We start from the raw sequence: 18,277 nt of genomic DNA, 5'->3' as shown, positions 1-18,277 counted from the left end.
TGCGCAGTGCCTGGCGGCAAGAAACGACTCACTAACGCGTTAATGGAGTAGTTCACCATGCAAGAGCCCGAAGCAGAACATACTTTCAAAGGCAATCTCAGCGTCCTCGACGTGGTGATGATTACCGCCTCCGGCGTGACGCCCGCCAGCTCGATCTTCGTCATCGCCCCGCTGGCGATCGCCAGCGCCGGCAGCGGCGCGTTCCTGTCTTTTCTGGTCGCCGCCCTGGTCGCCGCCGCCATCGCCCTGTGCTATGCCGAACTCGGTGCCGCGCACCCCAGCGCCGGCGGCGAATACAGCATCATCAAACGGCTGTTCGGCACCCTGTGCGGGCTGCAGACCTACCTGTTTATCCTCAGCGCCTCGCTGTTCGTGCCGGCGGTGCTGGCCACCGGCGCGGTGCCCTACCTGAACACCGCGCTGGGCACCCATTTTGACGCCTCCACCGCCGGCATGCTCACCGTGCTGGTCGGCGGCGCCTGCGCCATTTTCAACATCAAGGCCAACGCCCTGCTGACCGGCGCGTTCCTGGTGGTGGAAGTGGCGGTGCTGGCGCTGATCGCCTGGCTGGGCTTCAGCAATCCGCACCAGAGCGGCGAAATTCTCGCCGCGCCGGTGATGCTGGATCTGCAAGGGGTACTGTCGCCGGTTTCCCTGCCCCCGATCGTCGCGATGGTCGGCGTGGCGCTGTTCTCCTACAACGGTTACGGCGCGGCGGTGTATATGGCGGAAGACATGCGCGAGCAGGGCAAGCCGATGGCGCTGGCCATCATGCTGACGCTGTTCATCGTGGTGCTGGTCGAGCTGGTGCCGTTCACCGCGCTGCTGATCGGCTCGCCGTCGCTGAGCGAGATGGCCAGGCAGGCCGATCCGGTCGGCTACGTGGTCACCCAGCTCGGCGGGGCGACGCTGGCGCGGGTGGTCAGCGGGGCGATTTACCTGTCGGTGTTCAACGCCATCATCGCCATCGTGGCGCAGTTCAGCCGCATGATGTTCTCCAGCGGCCGCGACGGTTTCTGGCTGCCGGCGGTCAACCGGGCGCTGAAAATCATCCATCCGCGTTTCGGCACTCCCTGGGTCGCCACCCTGCTGTTCGGCGTGCCTTCGGCGCTGCTGGCGTTTTGCTCCAACCTCGGCGATCTGACCTCCTTTACCGTGATCCTGCTGCTGCTGGTGTACATCATCATGGCGATCGCCGCGCTGATCAGCCGCCGCCGCCGGCGTTTCCACCACCCGTACCTGATGCCGCTGTGGCCGCTGCCGGTGGTGATAGCGCTGATCGCCTGCCTGTACGTGCTGTGGACGATTTCGATCGCCAGCAGCCTGAAAGACTTTATTATCATTGCCGGCATCGTCTGCTTTGGCCTGACGCTGAGCTATATGCGCGGCCGCCAGCCGGCGCCCTTAGCTGAACCCACACCAGAAGGAGAATGACCATGACGCAGCGCGCGCAGGATCTGGGCATCACCATCGGCCAGGGCACGCCCGGCCCGCTGAACGCCATCACCGACGTGCCCGGCGTGCGCGTCGGCCATGCCAGCATTCATGCCGATTTGGCGGACGGACGCAGCGTGCGCACCGGCGTGACGGTGATCGAACCGCGCGCCGGGCTGGCGCGGCAGTCGCCCTGCTTCGCCGGGGTGCACGTGCTGAACGGCAACGGCGACGCCACCGGCCTGGAATGGGTGCGCGAAGCGGGCCTGCTGACCAGCCCGATCGCCTTCACCAACACCCACAGCGTGGGCGTGGTGCGCGACAGCCTGATCGCGCTGGAGCGCGAAGCGCTGCCGGCAGACGACCGGGGGCTGTACTGGAATATGCCGGTGGTGATGGAAACCTTCGACGGCCTGCTCAACGACATCAACGGCTTTCACGTCAAACCCGAGCACGTGCGCCAGGCGTTAGCGGCGGCCGGCGACGGGTTGCCGCAGGAAGGCGCGGTGGGCGGCGGCAGCGGCATGATCTGCCATGAATTCAAAGGCGGCAGCGGCACCGCGTCGCGGCGGCTACCCGCCGAGCAGGGCGGCTGGACGGTCGGCGCCATCGTGCAGGCCAACCACGGCAAGCGCGAGGCGTTGCTGGTGGGCGGCTACCCGGTGGGCCGGCATCTGGGGCATCTTCCCTCGCCGTTCCAGCCGCAGCTGCCACACCCGGGCATGGGCTCGATCGTGGTGGCGCTGGCGACCGACGCGCCGCTGCTGCCGCACCAGTGCGCGCGGTTGGCGCAGCGCGCCGGCATCGGCATCGCCCGCACCGGCGGCGGCACCGAGGATTCGAGCGGCGATATCTTTATCGCCTTCGCCACCGGCAACGACGGCCTGCCGCCCGCCGACTACGCCAATAAAGGCGCCTTCACCACGCCGCTGCGCATGGTGAACAACGACCATATTTCGGCGCTGTTCGCCGCGGCGGCCGAGGCGGTGGAAGAGGCGATCGTGAATGCGCTGCTGGCGGCCGACACCGTCAGCGGCAACGGCCATCGGGCGGAAGGCTTGAGCGCCGAACAGCTGGTGACGGCGCTGAAAGCGGCCGGCTGGCGCCGCTGAAAAACCCAGGGCGCGGCGGCCGACCGCGCCCTGACGATCAGGACTCGCCGCCCGGCTTCGGCGCCGGGTAGTCATAGTCCAGCCGCAGCGGTTCGGCGTAGACGCTGCCCCACAGCTGGCTATACAGCGCATCCAGCCGCCGGCTCATCGCCGCGCTGTGCAGCACCAGCTCCAGGTTGCGCGAGTTGTCCAGATAACCGCCGGTCCAGTTGCTGGTGCCGATCCAGGCAATCTCATCGTCGATGGTCATCAGCTTGCTGTGGATCACCCGGGCGAACGGAATAAAACCGCTGCTGGCCGGCGGAATGGTCACCACTTTGATCTGCACGTTCGGCACCAGCGCCAGGCTCTTCAGCCAGGCGATGTCCGGCTTTTTGGTGTTCCAGTTGGCCACCATCAGCTCGATCTGCACGCCGCGCGCCGCCGCCGCGCGCAGGGCGTTGTCGATGGTCGCATAATAAGGCCGGCTGCGCGCCGGGCCGAACGACAGCGGCGCGTAGTCCATCACCTGCACCCGCACCCGCCGCTTGGCGCCGGCCAGCAGGCGCGGCAGCTCCACCTGCGAATCAGTCACCCCGGCCGGGTTATAGGCGCGCGGGCTGGCGGCCAGATAGTTGCCCTGCGGCGTTTCCGCGGCGGGCCGATACGGCAGCGCCGGCACCGGTCGATCCTGCGCCAACAGCGCCTGCGCCCGCCAGTCCTGTTCGAAGATCGCCTGGATCTGCCCCACCACCTTGGCGTCGCTGATGCGCAGCCCGATTTCGTGAATGTGTTCCAGCGCGCGCCAGTCGAAATTCTGGCTGCCGACAAACGCCTGTTCGCCGTCCACCAACAGATATTTGGCGTGCAGGATGCCACCGCTCAGCTTCTGGTAAGGAATGATGCGCAGCTCCAGATTGGGGATCGCCTTCAGCTGTTCCAGCGTCTCGGCGGTGGAAATGCGAACGCCCTTCTCTTCCATCAGGAAGCGGATTTTCACCCCGCGTTCGCCGGCCGCCTTCAGGTGCCACAGCACGCCGTCCAGCAGTGAACCGCTCTGGTTCGCCACGTAAAACTGCCCCAGATCGATGCGGGTTTTCGCCGCATCGAACATCTGCCCCCACACCTCGGCGGTGTTGCGCAGATCGTCGGCCTGCAGCGCGGTTTCCGCCGGTGCGGTATAGACCAGCTCGTAGCCGGGAATGTCAAAACGCGCCGCGGCGCTCTGGCTCAACATCAACAAACAACTGCCCCACAATGCCTTATAAAGGCGGCCCAACGGCCGCCGTGATGGATGGCCATTAGGCATAGCGCGGCGCTCCGCTGTCAACCCATTGCTCGCGGCCGTCGTTTTCCGGGCGGCTGGCCGGCGCGCCGGCGCGGATCAGCAAAACCTTCAGCAGTTCGTTGATGCGTTCCATGCGGCTCTGCAGGAAATTGTTGCCCACCAGGCACAGCAGCGCGATGGCGATGCCCAGCCCGGTGGCGTACAGCGCGGTGCCCATGCCGGCCGACACCAGGCTCGGCTCGGAAACGCCGGAAGCGGCCAGCGCCTTGAAGGTCTCGATAATCCCCATCACCGTACCCAGCAGCCCCAGCAGCGGCGCGGCGGTGACCACGGTTTCCAGCAGCCACAGGCCGCGCGCCATCAGCGGTTTGCTCAGCAGATACTGGGCGTCGATCAGATCGCCGATCGCTTCGCGGTCGCCGGCGCGGTGTTTCTGCTCCAGCACCGGCATGATCACCGCCAGCGGCAGGCTGTTGCGCTGGGTCAGATCGTCCGGCAGCTCGGCGGCGCGGCGCACCTCCGGCGTCAGCGCCCGCTCCAGGCGGCGTGCCTGGCGCTGGGTGTAGGCGAAATACAGCGTGCGTTCGATAATGATCACCAGCGCAATCGCCAGCGCGGCGTACATCACGTAGAAAATAATGTCGTGCAACAGATTGGCGTCCATACAGGGTTCCTCTTCCCCGCCGTCGTGCAGGACGGCGGGGTATTCAGTTAAAAGGTGGCTTCCAGCGAGACGCTGAAGGTTCGTTCTTCCCCGACGTTGTAATACGGCGTGCTGGCCTTCACGTCGCCGTAAGGCGCGGCGTTGAAGGTGGTGGTGCGCACCGAGGTCAGGTATTCCTTGTCAAACAGGTTGCTGACGCCGAAACGCAGCGCCGCGCTTTTGACGATCTTTTTGTCTACCGGCAGATGCACCCCCGCCGCCAGATCGAACACCGTGCGGCCGCCGATCTTCTCGTCGTTGGTCAGATCGCCGTAGAACGCGCTGACGTATTTGCCGCTGACGCTGCCGTAATACAGGCCGTCGTCATAACCCAGCGTCATGTTCAGCAGGTTTTTCGGTACGTTCGGCACTTCCTTGCCGGAGGTCGGCAGCGGCAGGCCGCCGTTGCTGACGATGTCGTTCTTTTGCTTCGACTGGGTGTAGGTGTAAGCGGCGTAGTAGTTGAAGTTGTGCGGCAGTTGGCCGCTCCACTCCAGCTCCAGCCCCTTGTTCTCCACGTTGCCGATGTTCATCATCTCGTAGTCGCCGGACGCGTTGGTGGTGGAAATTTGGCGGTCGCTGTAGCGCATATAGAACAGCGTGGCGCTCAGCAGCATGTCCTCCTGCTGGAAACGCCAGCCCAGCTCGTGGTTCCAGCTCAGCTCCGGCTTGGTGCTGATCGAGTCGCCGACGTTGTACAGCACGTAGTTCGGCGGGGTGCGCATGTTGCGCGTCAGGTTATAGAACAGCTGGTTGTCCTGGTTCAGCTTGTAGCTGGCGCTGAAGTTCGGCAGGAACTCGTGATATTTGGCGTTGCGCTTTTCCGGCGCGTTGTACAGGCTGCCGCGGTTATCCCCCTTGCGCTCGACGTACTGATAGGCCAGGCCGCCGACGAAGGTCCAATCCGGCGTGGCGTACCAGGTATCCTGCAGCCACACCTTCTGCGCCGGGGTGATGGTGTACTGATTGCGCCCCTGCACGGTGTTGCCGTTGGCGTCCTTCACCTGATCGGAACCGCCCGGCTTGCCGGAGATCTGCGCCGGGTTGCCGTCGCCCTTGATGCTGATGAACGGCTGAGTCTGCAGCTGACGCGCGCGCTCGTACCAGTAGCCGATATCCAGGCTGTGCTGGTCGTTGATGTCCCACTTCAGCTTGGTGGTGATGCCCGGCCGCCAGGTTTGGGTCCACGACGGGCGGTAATAGGTATTGGACTGCAGGTTGCCGAGATCGTACTGCCCGGCCTTATCCGAGGTGCTGGACAGCACCGAAGCGGTCTGCCCGTTGAAGCTGCCGCCGTTGCCCCAGTAGTAGTAGGGCTGCAGGGTCAGCGACAGGTCGTCGCGCAGCTGCAGCTTCTGGCTGAACGACAAGGTGAAGGTTTCGAACGGGTTGCGATCGAGTTTATAGTACTTGTTCAACTGGCCCTTGCCGTTGTATTCCGGCGTGGTGGCGTAGTCGGTATAGCGGCCGTCGTTGTCGAACTGCGCCTTGCTCAGGGTGTTGTAGTTCATGTTGTTCTGACGGTTGTACTTCATGATCAGGTTGCTGCTGTTGCCGTTGCCGTCTTCGTACAGCGAATTCATCTCGAACTTGTCGGAATACTCGCGCCCCTCGCCGCGCCACTTTTTCGCTTCGGTGTGCGAGTAGGAGATCCAGTTGCTGAAGCCGTTGTACTCGCCGGTCTCCAGACGGGCGAAGGTTTTGCTCAGGTTGTTGCTGCCCAGCGTCTGCTTGACGAAGCCGCCAAAGTCTTTCGACGGGCGACGCGTCACCAGCCCGATGTTGCCGCCGCTGGAGCCGATGTGCGGGCCGTCGGCTTCGGAGGATCCTTGAGTGACGAACACTTCTTCCAGGTTTTCCGCGTCGCCCAGCAGGTTCGGGTACACCGCGTAGTTGCCGGAGTCGTTGATCGGGATGCCGTCCATCGACAGGCCAATCTGATCCGAGTTCATGCCGCGCATGGTGTAGTCGACGCCGCTCAGGCCGCTGGCGTCGTTGCTGTTGACGTTAAGGCCCGGCGTGTACTTCAGCTTGTCGATGGCGTTGCCCGCCGCCGGCATTTTATCCATCGCCTCTTTGGTGACGGTGGAGCGCGCCTTGGCGCTGTCGTCCTGCACCATCATGCCGCCGCCCAGCGACTGCCCCTTGACGCTGATGGTGCCGACGTCGGCGCTGTCCGCCGCCAGCGCGGCGCCCGGCGCCATCGCCGACATCACCGCCAGATAAATCCCAGATCGATTAACAGATTTCATTGTGTGCATCCCATAAAAATCAAACGATTAATCCTGACGCTAAGGCGCCTGATAATTGAACGTGGCGGTAAATCTTTTGGTTGTTTGCCCGGCGAACGCCTCGCTGGGGAACGGCTTCACTGCACCGAGGCTTTGCAGGCTGCTCATCGCCGCACGGTTCAGCAGCATGCTGGCGGCCTTGTTGGCGATGCCGGAAGACAGCACCCGGCCGCTGCGATCGACCTCCAGCCACACCTCGACGTTGCCCTGCGGGCGCTCGAGCGAGGCCTGGCGCCCGCTGGGGTAGCGCTTGCGCTGTTCCAGCTCGCGACGCAGCGCCTGCAGGTAGCCGTTTTCAATCGCCTGGGCGTTGACCTTCGGCGCGGCCGGAGCGGGCGGTGCCGCCGGCTTGCTGACCAAGGCGCGCGGCGCGGGCCGCACCGGCGCCGGCTTGGCTTGCTCCACCGGTTTGGCCTTCTCTTTTATCGGTTTGGGCTTGGGTTTCGGCTTCGGCTGCGGTTTTGGCACCGGCCTGGCCTCGACGATCGGCTCCGGGGCCGGCACCGCCGGTTCCGGGATAAGTTCAGGCTCCGGCGGCGGTTCGGGCTGCGGCGGCGTTTCCGGTTGAGGCTCCGGCGCAGGCTCAGGCTCGACCAGCGCCAGCTCGATGGCGGTTTCGTCATAGTGCGGCTGGATCTTCAGTGCCGCCTGCCGGCTGGCGAACAGCAGGCAGCCGACGACGATCAGCGCCGGCAGCCAGCTGAAGAGGTGACGCGAACGATAGAGCAGATACATGTCACAGTTTCCGTGTGGCGATCGAGACGGAGAAGAATCCGCCCTGACGCAGGTTGTCCATCACCGCCACCAGCCGTTCTACCGCCACGCCCTTGTCGCTGTTGACGATAATGGTGGTGGTTTGATTTTCCTGCCGCTGCTGCTTCAGCGTGCCGACCAACGCATCGAGCGCGATCGGCTGCCCGTCCAGCTGCAGCTGATCATCGGCGCCCAGGGTGATGATGGCCTTCTTCTGCGGCTTGAGCTGCTGCGCGCTGCCGGCGGACGGCAGCTGGGTTTTCAGCCCTAGAGCCGGGATGACGTTCAGACTGATCAACACAAAAAACACCAGCAAAAACATCATCACGTCGATCATCGGGATCAGTTCGATGTGCGCTTTGTTCTTCTTCGGTTCGTTCCAGTTACGCATGACACTCCCTCCCAAAAGCGAAGCAGCCAATATAGGAGCGCTTTGTTTACTTTTTGTTACGTTTGTGTGATCTTATTTTCACAGCGCGGAGTTTTTGCGAGGATTTTTTCAATGGCAGGCGATGACGGAGGAGATATAATTTATTAATTAGCGATAGTTTTTATTGGAATAATTGCGATATTGGCATTTCAGAGAGCCAAAGCCAGAGAGGACAATGTGAGAATAGTGACAACCCAAAGGGTCACTACAACAAGACCTGAAGCCCGTGCTTGCGTACGATCGAAAGCAGCTTAAGCGACACGCCGCCCGGCCGTTTCACCCCCGTCTCCCATTTCTGTATGGTCGACACGCTGGTATTCAGATAACGGGCAAAAACCGGTTGGCTTAAACATAGCTGCTCGCGCAACGCTTTGATCTCCTGGGGCTGCAACATCTCGACCGGAGCAAGGCAAGACTCGTCGAAACTACGTAGAGTTTCCAGAGAAATGGCGCCAGTACGATGCAATCCTTCAGCCGCGCTGTGAATCGCTTCAAAGGCCGGACTCCGAAACGTTTTTTCCTTCTTCATGGCAAATCTCCATCCATTCGTTCTTCACGACCAAGGGCTGGAGCATTTCGTCGCTCAACGCGCCAAAATGCACCGCCAACTTGCGAAAAGCTTGCAATTCCGCCCCAGTGATATTGGCCTGGACCTGCTTGGCAAACAAAAAAACATATACCCAATGCCGACCGTTTTTCGCTAATACCAACGCCCGATCCCGATTGTGATTAAGACGTTTTTTAAATACGCCACCGCCTAAATCCACAGCCAAACCCCGTTGCACATCGTGTACCGCCCGACATAATGCCTTGTCGGTAATGCCGTGCGCCTGAGCCTTCTTGCCAAACCAACGAGTTTTAAATGTACGCATTGCGATGGGTTTCCCGTAAAAACATAGCACTTAGTGAAACACTTTTCCAGAGCATTCCTTCTCGTCAGCATCACTTCAAACGTTGATGATGCCACCATGAAAAACCCGATTTGCATGATGGCGCGCATCATGACTTCTTTATGTGCAACGCTGAGGGCATCATGGCGAACGCACACGCAACAACATGTTTTACAGGCATAAAAAAGGCGCCCGCAGGCGCCTTCTTGGTATTCTCACTGAGGCCCGAGGCGATCAGTTCACCTTCACCGGCATGCCGGAGCGGGCTTTGACCGCCGCGTCCACTTCGCTCTGGTTAACCGCGGTGTCCATCAGCACTTTGCCGACCGGGGCGGAGATGGTCAGCGGCACCGGATCTTTGGACTGCAGCTGCTCTTCGTTAGCCGACAGCGGGTTGTGCACTTCCAGGTAACGCGAACCGTCCGGCTCCACGGTGGCCTTCACCGGCTCGTTGATGAACTGCACGCGGGTGCCGACCGGCACGTTGTCGAACAGGTATTTGATGTCATCGGCGCGCAGGCGCACGCAGCCGTGGCTGACGCGCAGGCCGATGCCGAAGTTGGCGTTGGTGCCGTGGATGGCGTACAGGCGGCCGACGTACAGCGCATACAGCCCCATCGGGTTGTCCGGGCCGGCCGGGAATACCGCCGGCAGGATCTCGCCGTCGGCGGCGTATTCCTCGCGCATCTTGGCGGTTGGCGTCCAGGTCGGGCCGTCTTTCTTGCGCTGCACGCTGGTGGTCCAGTTCAGCGGGGTGTCTTTACCCAGCTGGCCGATGCCGATAGGCAGCACGATCACGGTGTTGGTGCCCTTCGGGTAGTAGTACAGACGCATCTCGGCGCTGTTGATGATGATGCCCTGACGCGGCGCGTCCGGCAGGATCAGCTGCTGGGGGATGGTCAGAGTGCTGCCGGCCTTCGGCAGGAAGGGATCCACGCCCGGGTTGGCTTCCAGCATGTTGCTGAGGCCCATCTGGTATTGAGCGGCGAAGCTCTCCAGCGGCAGCTTGCTGTCTTCCGGCACGGTGATCTGGATGTTCTCCCCCACCAGACGGCTGTCTTTTGGCGGCAGAGGGTATACAACGGCGAAGGCAGCCTGGCTGAATGCAACCAGTGCCGTAAACAGGGTTAGGAACGCGCGAATGCTCATTTTCATCTTCGTGTTGGTTGAGGCCACTGGCAGTTATTGATATCGGTTATTGTCGGCCATAGATGACCGGATGCGCATTATATGTGCACATCAGCCAAAGTGTGAAACATTACCGATGCAATATCGCAATTTTTTGTAACCTGGTGCGGCGCGAAGATGACCTGTTGTGAGTACCGCCGCTAACCGGCGGCGGCCAGCGGCGCCGCGCGGCGGATCGGGATCAGGTATTCGCAGCGGATCGCCGCGCCGCCAAACGGGCAGTTTCGCCCCTGCACCGGGTAGAAACGCTCGATATCCTGCCCCGGCCGGCGAATGGCGTTCATCTGCGGCATCGCGGTGTCGTACAGCCGGGCGATAAAGTGTTGTAACCCCTCCGCCCGCCCCTGATAGGCGAAGCTGGCGTAATCGCCCTGCTCGATGATCACTCGCTCGCCCTCCGCGCCTTCGTCCGGCAGCGCGACGGTATAGGCCATGCGCTGGCTGCCGCTGCGCTGGCGATCGGCCTCCAGGCTGGTGAGGCCGTAGACCACCGCCGGCGGCGTCTGCGGCCGCAGCATCTGGCGCCAGGCGTGGCGGCGCAGCTCGCATTTCGAATCCGGCAGCTGGCTCAGCGTGCAGCTGCGGCGCTGGGTATGGCCGACCAGCCGCATCGCCGGCAGCGTAATGATATCGGCCTGCGGCAGCGGCTCTTCCGTCAGCCGCAGCGGCGGCTGCAGGCCGTAGCTTGACCAGTCCTGGCTGCGGCGGTAAACCGCCGGCGGCAGGCCAAACTGCTTGCGAAAACCGCGGGTAAAGGTCTGCTGCGAATCGAACTGGTAAGTATCGGCGATGCAGGCCACGCTGGTGCTGGTCAGCCGCAGCTCGCGCGCGGCGGCGGTCAGCCTTCTGCGCCGGGCGTAGGTGCCGAGAATATGCCCGGTCTGCTGTTTGAACATGCGCTGCAGGTGCCATTTGGAATAACCGGATTTGGCGGCGATATCGTCCAGCGTCAACGGCTGATCCAGACTCTGCTCGATCCAGGCCAGCAGTTGCGCAATTACCTGTTGCTGATGCATCGGCATCTCCTCGTTAGCTCAGTAAAGTGACGGCCAGCAGCCGCGCCCGCGCCTCGTCGGCGGCGACCAGCACCGGGTAGCCCCAGAATTTGGCGGCGTATTCGGCGAAGGCTTCGGCCGCAGCGCATTGCGCGGCGTCCGGCTCGAGCATGATCATGCCCTTCACCCACAGCTTCAGCGCCTGGCGGTTATCGCGCTTCCACAGCGCCACCCGGGTGCGTTCGTCGCGGTTGGGTTCCTCCCCGGCGATCGGACAAAATGACGAAGGGCTCGGCGCGCGCCAGCAGGGCGCTGAACGCGGCCAGCTCGGCCTGGGTATCGCGCCCGCTTTGGCGCATCCACACCAGCGGAAAGTGAGCGGTATCTAATGCCATTATTAGTCTCCTGAAAAAGCGCTTGCCGCAGGCGCTTACTTTATCGGCGACGGCGCTGGACCGCATTGCGCAATCAGGACATAATATTTTTCATTTACGCCAAAGTGAGAATAGTTCTCATGACAGTACAGATCACCCGCCCGCGCTTTGACATCGATCGGGTACCGCGCGCCATCTTTGCGGTGCAAAGCTCCACCATTGATCAAGACTGGGAAGTGGCCCCGCATCGCCACCAGAAGGCCCAGCTGATCTACACCGTGCGCGGCATGATCCGCTGCGAAGTGGAGAACGGCCTGTGGCTGGTGCCGCCGCAGTGTGCGCTGTGGATGCCGGGCAACGTGCTGCACAACGCCCAGGGGGCCGGCTCGACCGAAGCCTATTGCCTGTTCGTCGATCCCCGCGCCGCCGCGCATCTGCCGCAGAACTGCTGTACGCTGGCGGTCTCGCCGCTGCTGCGCGAACTGCTGCTGCAAACCAGCACCTTCGACCCATTCTATGATGAGCAGGGACCGGAGGGACGGCTGACGGCGGTGCTGCTGGATCAGCTGGCGGCCGCGCCGATAGAGAACCTGCACCTGCCGGTGTCCGACGATGCGCGCATCCGCCAGTTGACCGAAGGCATGCTGAGCTGCCCGGCGGACAAATCGACCCTCCGCCAGTGGGCGCAGCGCATCGGCATGAGCGAGCGCTCGCTCAGCCGCACGCTGCAGCAACAGATGGGCATGAGTTTCGGCCACTGGCGGCGCCAGCTGCACGTGATGCTGGCGCTGCAGCGGCTGACCCGGGGGGAAAGCGTGCAAACGGTGGCGCTGGATCTGGGCTACGAAAGCGCCAGCGGCTTCGTCACCATGTTCAGAAAGGCGGTGGGGAAACCGCCGGCGCGTTATCTGGCCGAGAGAAGCGCCTCGAGCCAGGCGGCCGACGGCGCCATCACCATGTAAAAAAGCCGGCGTTTCGCCGGCTCGAGTGACGCCTCAGAAGTCGTAAAACACCGTGATCCAGGTGGAGTCCGGCTCTTGGTCGCTGCTGTTGGCCAGGGTGCGTTCGAGGTACACCGACAGCCCATAACCGATGGTGGTGCCCGCGCCGAGGTAAACGTGGTTGGCGTGGTATTCTTCGTCGCCCTTCAGCTGCAGCGAATCCGCCGCCACGTAAGGCTGAATGGACTTCAGGAACGGCTTGTCGATGTTGAAGGTATAGCCGACGAAGCCCTCTAGGCCATAGCCGTCGCCGGCGAAGAAGTGCGACAGCGTGCGTTCGCGGGTGCTCGGCACGTAGTCTTTGTAATAGCTGGCGGTGCCGACGATATACCAGTTGTTCGGCTGCCAGGTCAACGCGGTGCCGGACAGCTGCTGGTGATAGTCTTTCTCGTTATACAGGTTGTCTTTAATCTTCGCGTCGGTGTAGCTGTAGGCCGCGCTGAAGGTCAATGCCTTCGTCACCTTATAATCTAAGCCCAACCCGCCGCCGCCCTTGCGCCGGTAGCTGAGATTATCGGCGGTGTGCAGATCGTCTTCCGGCAATAAATAGTTGGCGTATAAGGTGACCGGCCCGAAATCGTTGGTGTATTTGATGCTGTTCTTCGGTTTATTGCCGCCGTCGTAGTCGCCGGAAATACCGATGCCGGTGCCGCCCGCATGACCGTCGTTATCCCAGACGTCGCTTTTGATGCCGACCACGGAATAATAAATGCCGTATTGATGGCCATAGGTCAGGGTGCCGTAGCGATCGTCTTTAAAGCCGGCGTACAGCTGGCGCTGATAGTCGCGCTTGCCGTCTTCGTTGTAGTGGCCGTCCCAGCTCAGCGCGTGCGCCAGGTCGACGCCCCACTCGTAGTAGCCGATGATCGAGGTGTCCTGCGTCAGCGCATAGTCGCCGCTGAAGCGAAAACGCGTGCCGCCGTCGTGGCCGTTTTTGTAATAGCCCGGCTCCGGGCCGTTATTGAAGATCCATTCGGGGCGAATGCTGCCGCCCACTTTTAAACTGAGCGGCGCCAGCAACACATTGCTCTGCGGGTTTTTATCTAAAATGGTGATCTCGGCCTGCGCGCCGGCGGATAACGCCGACAGCACGACGCCGCCAATGAATATTGGCGCTGTTATATTTCTCATTATTACCCCTGCCCGAAAAAGTTATTTTTATAAATACGGTGGTCTAAAGCCACGCATAAACAATTACCCGATGTGTGCGAATGGCGCAAGAGTTAAAAATTCATGTCATAACCTATGGTTATTGGCAGGAAGAATTAATTTTAACCGTATAGGTGTTCAACTGTAACCGGAAGAAAGGGAATGTAATAAATCGAACGCGAAATAAACCAATCGGCATTTTTTGAACCGATAAAACCGGCGTTATTACCCGGGAATGGCTCTAACTAATAACAAATAAATATTATTACGCCCGGTAAATCATCACGCATGAATATTATTACGGAGCGCGGCAGCGCGCTCCGGAGGGGAAATTACTGCGCCAACCAACCGCCGTCCATGTTCCAGGCGGCGCCGCGCACCTGCACCGCCGCCTCGCTGCACAGGAACAGCGCCAGCTCGCCAAGCTGCTGCGGGGTAACGAACTCCTGCGAGGGCTGCTTCTCCGCCAGCAGATCGTCGCGCGCCTGCTGCGGATCCACCCCGGCGGCGATGCGCTGGTCGATTTGCTGCTGCACCAGCGGCGTCAGCACCCAGCCGGGGCAGATGGCGTTGCAGGTGATCGGCGTGCGGGCGGTTTCCAGCGCCAGGGTTTTGGTCAGCCCCACCACGCCGTGCTTGGCCGCCACGTAGGCCGATTTGTCCTTCGAGGCCACCAGCCCGTGCACCGAGGCCAGGTTGATGATGCGCCCCCAGTTGCGCCGGCGCATGCCCGGCAGCGCCAGCCGGCTGGTGTGGAACACCGACGACAGGTTGATGGCGATAATCGCGTTCCATTTGTCGACCGGAAACCGATCCGCCGGCGCCACGTGCTGAATGCCGGCGTTATTGACCAGAATGTCCACCCCGCCGAACTCCCGTTCGGCATAACGCATCATGTCGGCGATCTGCTCGGGATCGCCGAGATCGGCGCCGTGATAGCCGGGCTGCGCGCCCAGCCGGGCGATCTGTTCCCGCGCCTGCTCCACGTCGCCGAAGCCGTTGAGGATCACGCGTGCGCCGGCGGCGGCCAGGCTGGCCGCCAGCCCGAGGCCGATGCCGCTGGTCGAGCCGGTCACCAGCGCGGTTTTGCCTTGTAAACTCATGGTATCGCTCCTTTAAACAATGCCGGTCAGGTAGAACACGCCGATAACGAACAGCACTGCGGCGCTCTTGATCAGGGTGATGGCGAAGATGCCGCCGTAGGCCTGCCGGTGGCTGAGGCCGGTGATCGCCAACAGGGTGATCACCGCGCCGTTGTGCGGCAGGGTATCCATGCCGCCGCTGGCCATCGAGGCCACCCGGTGCAGCACCTCCAGCGGAATTTGCGCCGCATGGGCGGCGGCGACGAAGCTGTCGGCCATCGCCGCCAGCGCGATGCTCATGCCGCCGGAGGCCGAGCCGGTGATGCCGGCCAGCAGGGTGACGCTGATCGCCTCATTCAGCAGCGGATTGGGAATGGCCGCCAGCGCGTGCGACAGCACCATAAAACCCGGCAGCGCGGCGATCACCGCGCCGAAGCCGTATTCCGAGGCGGTGTTCATCGCCGCCAGAATCGCCCCGCTGACCGCGGTTTTGCTGCCCTCCGCCAGCCGCCCGCGAATATTGCGGAAGCCGAAAATCACCACCAGCAGAATACCCGACACCAGCGCCGCTTCCACCGCCCAGATGGCGGTGATCTTGCCGACGTCGGTGACGACCGGCTGGGCCAGCCCCGGCAGCAGCAGCGCGTGGCTGGCGCCATACCACTGCGGGATCCAATGGGTGAAACCGAGGTTGAGCAACCCGACCAGGATCAACGGCATGATGGCGATCAGCGGATTGGGCAGGTTGATGTTGTCCGGGGTTTCCGGCTCGTTCTGCAGCTCGCTGCCGTAGCCCTCGCCGTTCAGCTGCGCCTTGCGCCGCTGGCGTTCAAGATACAGCAGCCCGACCGCAATGATGAACAGCGAGCCGATCAGCCCCAGCCAGGGCGCGGCCCAGGCGTTGGTGCCGAAGAAGCTGGTCGGGATGATGTTCTGGATCTGCGGCGTGCCGGGCAAGGCATCCATGGTGAAGGAGAACGCGCCGAGCGCCACCGTCGCCGGGATCAGCCGCTTGGGAATGCCGCTCTGGCGGAACAGCTCGGCGGCGAACGGATACACCGCGAACGCCACCACGAACAGCGATACGCCGCCGTAGGTCAGCAGCGCGCACACCAGCACGATCACCGGGATGGCGTGGCGGCGGCCGAGGAGGTTGATCGCCGCCGCGACGATCGAGCGGGAAAAACCGGACAGCTCAATCAGCTTGCCGAACACCGCCCCCAGCAGGAACACCGGGAAGTAGAGTTTGACGAAGCCGACCATTTTTTCCATAAACAGCCCGGTGAAGGTCGGCGCCACCGCGCCGGGGTCGGTCAACAGTACCGCGCCCAGCGCGGCGATCGGGGCGAACAAAATCACGCTGTAGCCGCGGTAGGCGGCCAGCATCAGTAATCCCAGTGCTGCCAGGGCAATCAAAACGCTCATCGGTCACCTCAGTCTCATTGTTATTGTCAGGTACGGAGTGAGAAATTAAGGTTTCAGGGCAAAGCGCAGCTGGTGCACTCGCCTCTGTTGGATGCGCTCCCTGCGCGCTTCATCCCAGCGATAAAACCCCTGGCCGCTGCGCAGCCCGGTATGGCCCTGTTGCAGCCGCTGCGCCACCAGCGCCATCATGCCGCTATCGGTCGCCAGCTCCGGCAGCAGGTGACGGGCGATATCCGCCACCGTTTCCAGCCCGGTCATGTCGGCGGCCTCCAGCGGGCCGACCATCGCATAGCGCCGCCCCAGCGAGGCGCGCATCACCTGATCCACCACCTCGGCGCTGGCGATGCCGCTGTGTACGATGTGCAGCGCCTCGCGCAGCACCGCAAACTGCAGCCGGTTGCCGACAAAACCCGGCGCGGCGCGATCCAGCACTACCGCCTCCAGCGCCATGCCGCTCAGCAGCGCCTGCACCGCCGCCAGATGACGCGGCTCGGTGGCGCTGCCGGGCACGATCTCCACCAGCGGGATCAGGTGCGGCGGGTTCCAGAAATGGGCGATCAGCAGCCGCTGCGGATGGGTCATGCGCACCGCCAGCTCGTCCGGCGGCAGACCGCTGGTGTTGCTGGCGATCACCGCGTCGTCGGCGATCAGCCCCTCCAGCTGCTCGTACAGCGCGTGCTTCAGCTCGAGCCGCTCGGGGATCGCTTCGATCAGCAGCCGGGCGCGCGCCACGTCGTTCAGTTGGCCGCTCACGCTCAGCCGCGCCAGCACGGCGTCACGATCGGCGGCGGCGAACTGCCCCACCGCGCTCAGCTCCGCCAGAATGCCGCCCGCTACCGCCGGCGCTTCCGCCAGCCGCTGCGGATCCGGGTCATACAGCAGCACCGCGTGGCCGTGGCGGGCAAAGTGGCTGGCGATGCCAACCCCCATCAGCCCGGCGCCCAGCACCACATACTCAGGTGAACGCATCAAGATCTCCTCGGGTTATCCAACGCGCTCAACCGCCAGCGCCACGCCCTGCCCGCCGCCGATGCACAGCATCGCCAGCCCCTTGTTCACTTCACGGCGCTGCATCTCGTGCAGCAGCGTGACCAGAATGCGGCAGCCGGAAGCGCCGATCGGGTGGCCCAACGCTATCGCCCCGCCGTTGACGTTAACCCGCTCCGCATCCCAGCCCAGTTCCTTACCCACCGCCAGCGCCTGCGCGGCGAAGGCTTCGTTGGCTTCGATCAGATCGACCTCGCCCAGCGACCAGCCGGCCTGCGCCAGACAGCGGCGCGCGGCGGGCACCGGGCCGATGCCCATGAACGCCGGATCGACGCCCGCGGCGGCATAGCCGGCAATGCGCGCCAGCACCGGCAGCCGCAGCTCGGCGGCCTTTTCGGCGCTCATCAACAGCACCGCCGCCGCGCCGTCGTTCAGCGATGACGCATTGCCGGCGGTCACCGTCCCCTTTTGGCGAAACGCCGGGCGCAGCCGCGCCAGCCCTTCCAGGCTGGTGTCGCCGCGCGGCTGTTCGTCGCGCTCGACGCGCAGCGCTTCGCCCTTCGGCTTCGGCACCGTGACCGGAGTTATTTCCTGCGCAAAGCGCCCGGCCTGCTGCGCCGCCTGGGCCTTCTGCTGCGAAGCCAGCGCAAACCCGTCCTGCTCTTCGCGGCTGATGGCGTATTTCACCGCCAGGTTCTCGGCGGTGATGCCCATGTGGTAATCGTTGAAGGCGTCCCACAGGCCGTCGTGGATCACGCTGTCGACCAGCTGGGCGTGGCCGAGGCGCAGGCCGGCGCGCGCGCCGTTCATCAGGTAGGGCGACTGGCTCATGCTCTCCTGGCCGCCGGCGATGACGGCTTCGGCGTCGCCGCAGCGGATGGCCTGCACCGCCAACTGAACGGCCTTCAGGCCCGAGCCGCACACCTTGTTGACGGTCAGCGCCGGCACCGCATCGGGCAGCCCGGCGTTCAACGCCGTCTGCCGCGCCGGGTTCTGGCCGCAGCCGGCGGTCAGCACCTGGCCGAGGATCACTTCATCCACCTGCTGCGGCGGCACGCCGCTGCGTTCCAGCAGCGCTTTCACCACCACGGTGCCGAGTTCCACCGCCGTCAGCGGCGCCAGCGCGCCGTGAAAGCTGCCCACCGGGGTGCGGGTGGCGGCCACGATAACCACTTCACGTTGTTGCACATTCACCT

General features: G+C 63.3%; 19 protein-coding genes. 3 read left to right on the top strand and 16 right to left on the bottom strand.

Translation table 11 applies throughout. The annotated features are described in order from the left end of the window. Window positions 1-57: 57 nt before the first annotated feature. Both CKW09_RS03185 and CKW09_RS03180 read left to right on the top strand, forming a co-directional pair. Window positions 58-1,434 (top strand): APC family permease, encoded by a 1,377-nt coding sequence (locus tag CKW09_RS03185; protein ID WP_095095640.1) that lies wholly within the window; start codon window positions 58-60, stop codon window positions 1,432-1,434. Between the two features lie 2 nt (window positions 1,435-1,436). Beyond that, window positions 1,437-2,546 carry a DmpA family aminopeptidase gene (locus CKW09_RS03180; RefSeq protein WP_095095637.1) on the top strand — a complete coding sequence of 370 codons (1,110 nt, stop codon included), beginning with the start codon at window positions 1,437-1,439 and terminating at the stop codon, window positions 2,544-2,546. Between the two features lie 37 nt (window positions 2,547-2,583). Here CKW09_RS03180 and CKW09_RS03175 read toward each other — a convergent pair whose 3' ends face one another. From CKW09_RS03175 to CKW09_RS24820, 11 genes are all read right to left on the bottom strand, one after another. Then, the gene (locus CKW09_RS03175) at window positions 2,584-3,834 is read right to left on the bottom strand and encodes a phospholipase D-like domain-containing protein (protein ID WP_095095635.1); all 1,251 of its coding nucleotides are present in this window, start codon (window positions 3,832-3,834) and stop codon (window positions 2,584-2,586) included. Next, a complete protein-coding gene (locus CKW09_RS03170) occupies window positions 3,827-4,477 on the bottom strand; it encodes a MotA/TolQ/ExbB proton channel family protein (protein WP_061794821.1) in 651 nt (216 codons plus the stop codon). The genes CKW09_RS03175 and CKW09_RS03170 overlap by 8 nt, the downstream gene beginning before the upstream one ends. A gap of 47 nt (window positions 4,478-4,524) precedes the next feature. Then, window positions 4,525-6,768 (bottom strand): TonB-dependent receptor family protein, encoded by a 2,244-nt coding sequence (locus CKW09_RS03165; RefSeq protein ID WP_061794820.1) that lies wholly within the window; start codon window positions 6,766-6,768, stop codon window positions 4,525-4,527. A 39-nt stretch (window positions 6,769-6,807) separates the two neighbouring features. Next, window positions 6,808-7,542, bottom strand: a complete 735-nt coding sequence (locus tag CKW09_RS03160) for an energy transducer TonB (RefSeq protein WP_095095632.1) — start codon at window positions 7,540-7,542, stop codon at window positions 6,808-6,810. A 1-nt stretch (window position 7,543) separates the two neighbouring features. Beyond that, window positions 7,544-7,951, bottom strand: coding sequence for an ExbD/TolR family protein (locus CKW09_RS03155; protein ID WP_061794818.1), 408 nt, complete (start codon window positions 7,949-7,951; stop codon window positions 7,544-7,546). A gap of 244 nt (window positions 7,952-8,195) precedes the next feature. Further along, window positions 8,196-8,519, bottom strand: a complete 324-nt coding sequence (locus CKW09_RS03150; protein ID WP_061794817.1) for a helix-turn-helix domain-containing protein — start codon at window positions 8,517-8,519, stop codon at window positions 8,196-8,198. Beyond that, a complete protein-coding gene (locus tag CKW09_RS03145; protein WP_061794816.1) occupies window positions 8,482-8,862 on the bottom strand; it encodes a type II toxin-antitoxin system RelE/ParE family toxin in 381 nt (126 codons plus the stop codon). Before CKW09_RS03145 ends, CKW09_RS03150 begins: the two co-directional genes overlap by 38 nt. 252 nt (window positions 8,863-9,114) lie before the next feature. After that, the gene (locus CKW09_RS03140) at window positions 9,115-10,035 is read right to left on the bottom strand and encodes a L,D-transpeptidase family protein (RefSeq protein ID WP_095095629.1); all 921 of its coding nucleotides are present in this window, start codon (window positions 10,033-10,035) and stop codon (window positions 9,115-9,117) included. A 173-nt stretch (window positions 10,036-10,208) separates the two neighbouring features. Further along, window positions 10,209-11,084 carry a helix-turn-helix domain-containing protein gene (locus CKW09_RS03135; RefSeq protein WP_061794814.1) on the bottom strand — a complete coding sequence of 292 codons (876 nt, stop codon included), beginning with the start codon at window positions 11,082-11,084 and terminating at the stop codon, window positions 10,209-10,211. 13 nt (window positions 11,085-11,097) lie between these two features. Continuing rightward, window positions 11,098-11,295: a hypothetical protein gene (locus CKW09_RS24825; protein ID WP_231922119.1), complete on the bottom strand. Its 198-nt coding sequence runs from the start codon at window positions 11,293-11,295 to the stop codon at window positions 11,098-11,100. Continuing rightward, entirely contained in the window at window positions 11,273-11,458 is a 186-nt protein-coding gene (locus tag CKW09_RS24820) for a hypothetical protein (protein ID WP_231922117.1), read from the bottom strand. The genes CKW09_RS24825 and CKW09_RS24820 overlap by 23 nt, the downstream gene beginning before the upstream one ends. Window positions 11,459-11,577: 119 nt before the next feature. On the opposite strand from CKW09_RS24820, the gene CKW09_RS03125 reads away from it, so the two are divergent. Next, entirely contained in the window at window positions 11,578-12,399 is an 822-nt protein-coding gene (locus CKW09_RS03125; RefSeq protein ID WP_095095625.1) for an AraC family transcriptional regulator, read from the top strand. Between the two features lie 33 nt (window positions 12,400-12,432). Here CKW09_RS03125 and CKW09_RS03120 read toward each other — a convergent pair whose 3' ends face one another. From CKW09_RS03120 to CKW09_RS03100, 5 genes are all read right to left on the bottom strand, one after another. Continuing rightward, on the bottom strand, window positions 12,433-13,569 hold the full coding sequence (locus CKW09_RS03120) for a porin (protein WP_061794811.1): 1,137 nt from the start codon (window positions 13,567-13,569) through the stop codon (window positions 12,433-12,435). A gap of 350 nt (window positions 13,570-13,919) precedes the next feature. Then, window positions 13,920-14,690 (bottom strand): 3-hydroxybutyrate dehydrogenase, encoded by a 771-nt coding sequence (locus CKW09_RS03115; protein WP_095095622.1) that lies wholly within the window; start codon window positions 14,688-14,690, stop codon window positions 13,920-13,922. 12 nt (window positions 14,691-14,702) lie between these two features. Then, window positions 14,703-16,094 (bottom strand): GntP family permease, encoded by a 1,392-nt coding sequence (locus tag CKW09_RS03110; RefSeq protein ID WP_095095619.1) that lies wholly within the window; start codon window positions 16,092-16,094, stop codon window positions 14,703-14,705. 45 nt (window positions 16,095-16,139) lie between these two features. Beyond that, window positions 16,140-17,063 (bottom strand): 3-hydroxyacyl-CoA dehydrogenase family protein, encoded by a 924-nt coding sequence (locus CKW09_RS03105; protein WP_095095617.1) that lies wholly within the window; start codon window positions 17,061-17,063, stop codon window positions 16,140-16,142. 15 nt (window positions 17,064-17,078) lie between these two features. Beyond that, the gene (locus tag CKW09_RS03100) at window positions 17,079-18,269 is read right to left on the bottom strand and encodes an acetyl-CoA C-acetyltransferase (protein ID WP_095095614.1); all 1,191 of its coding nucleotides are present in this window, start codon (window positions 18,267-18,269) and stop codon (window positions 17,079-17,081) included. Window positions 18,270-18,277 lie beyond the last annotated feature (8 nt).

This window comes from Serratia ficaria (assembly GCF_900187015.1).
GTDB classification, from domain to species: Bacteria; Pseudomonadota; Gammaproteobacteria; order Enterobacterales; family Enterobacteriaceae; genus Serratia; species Serratia ficaria.
Note: the sequence above shows the minus strand (reverse complement) of the source record. Positions and strands in the feature narration are given on the sequence as shown.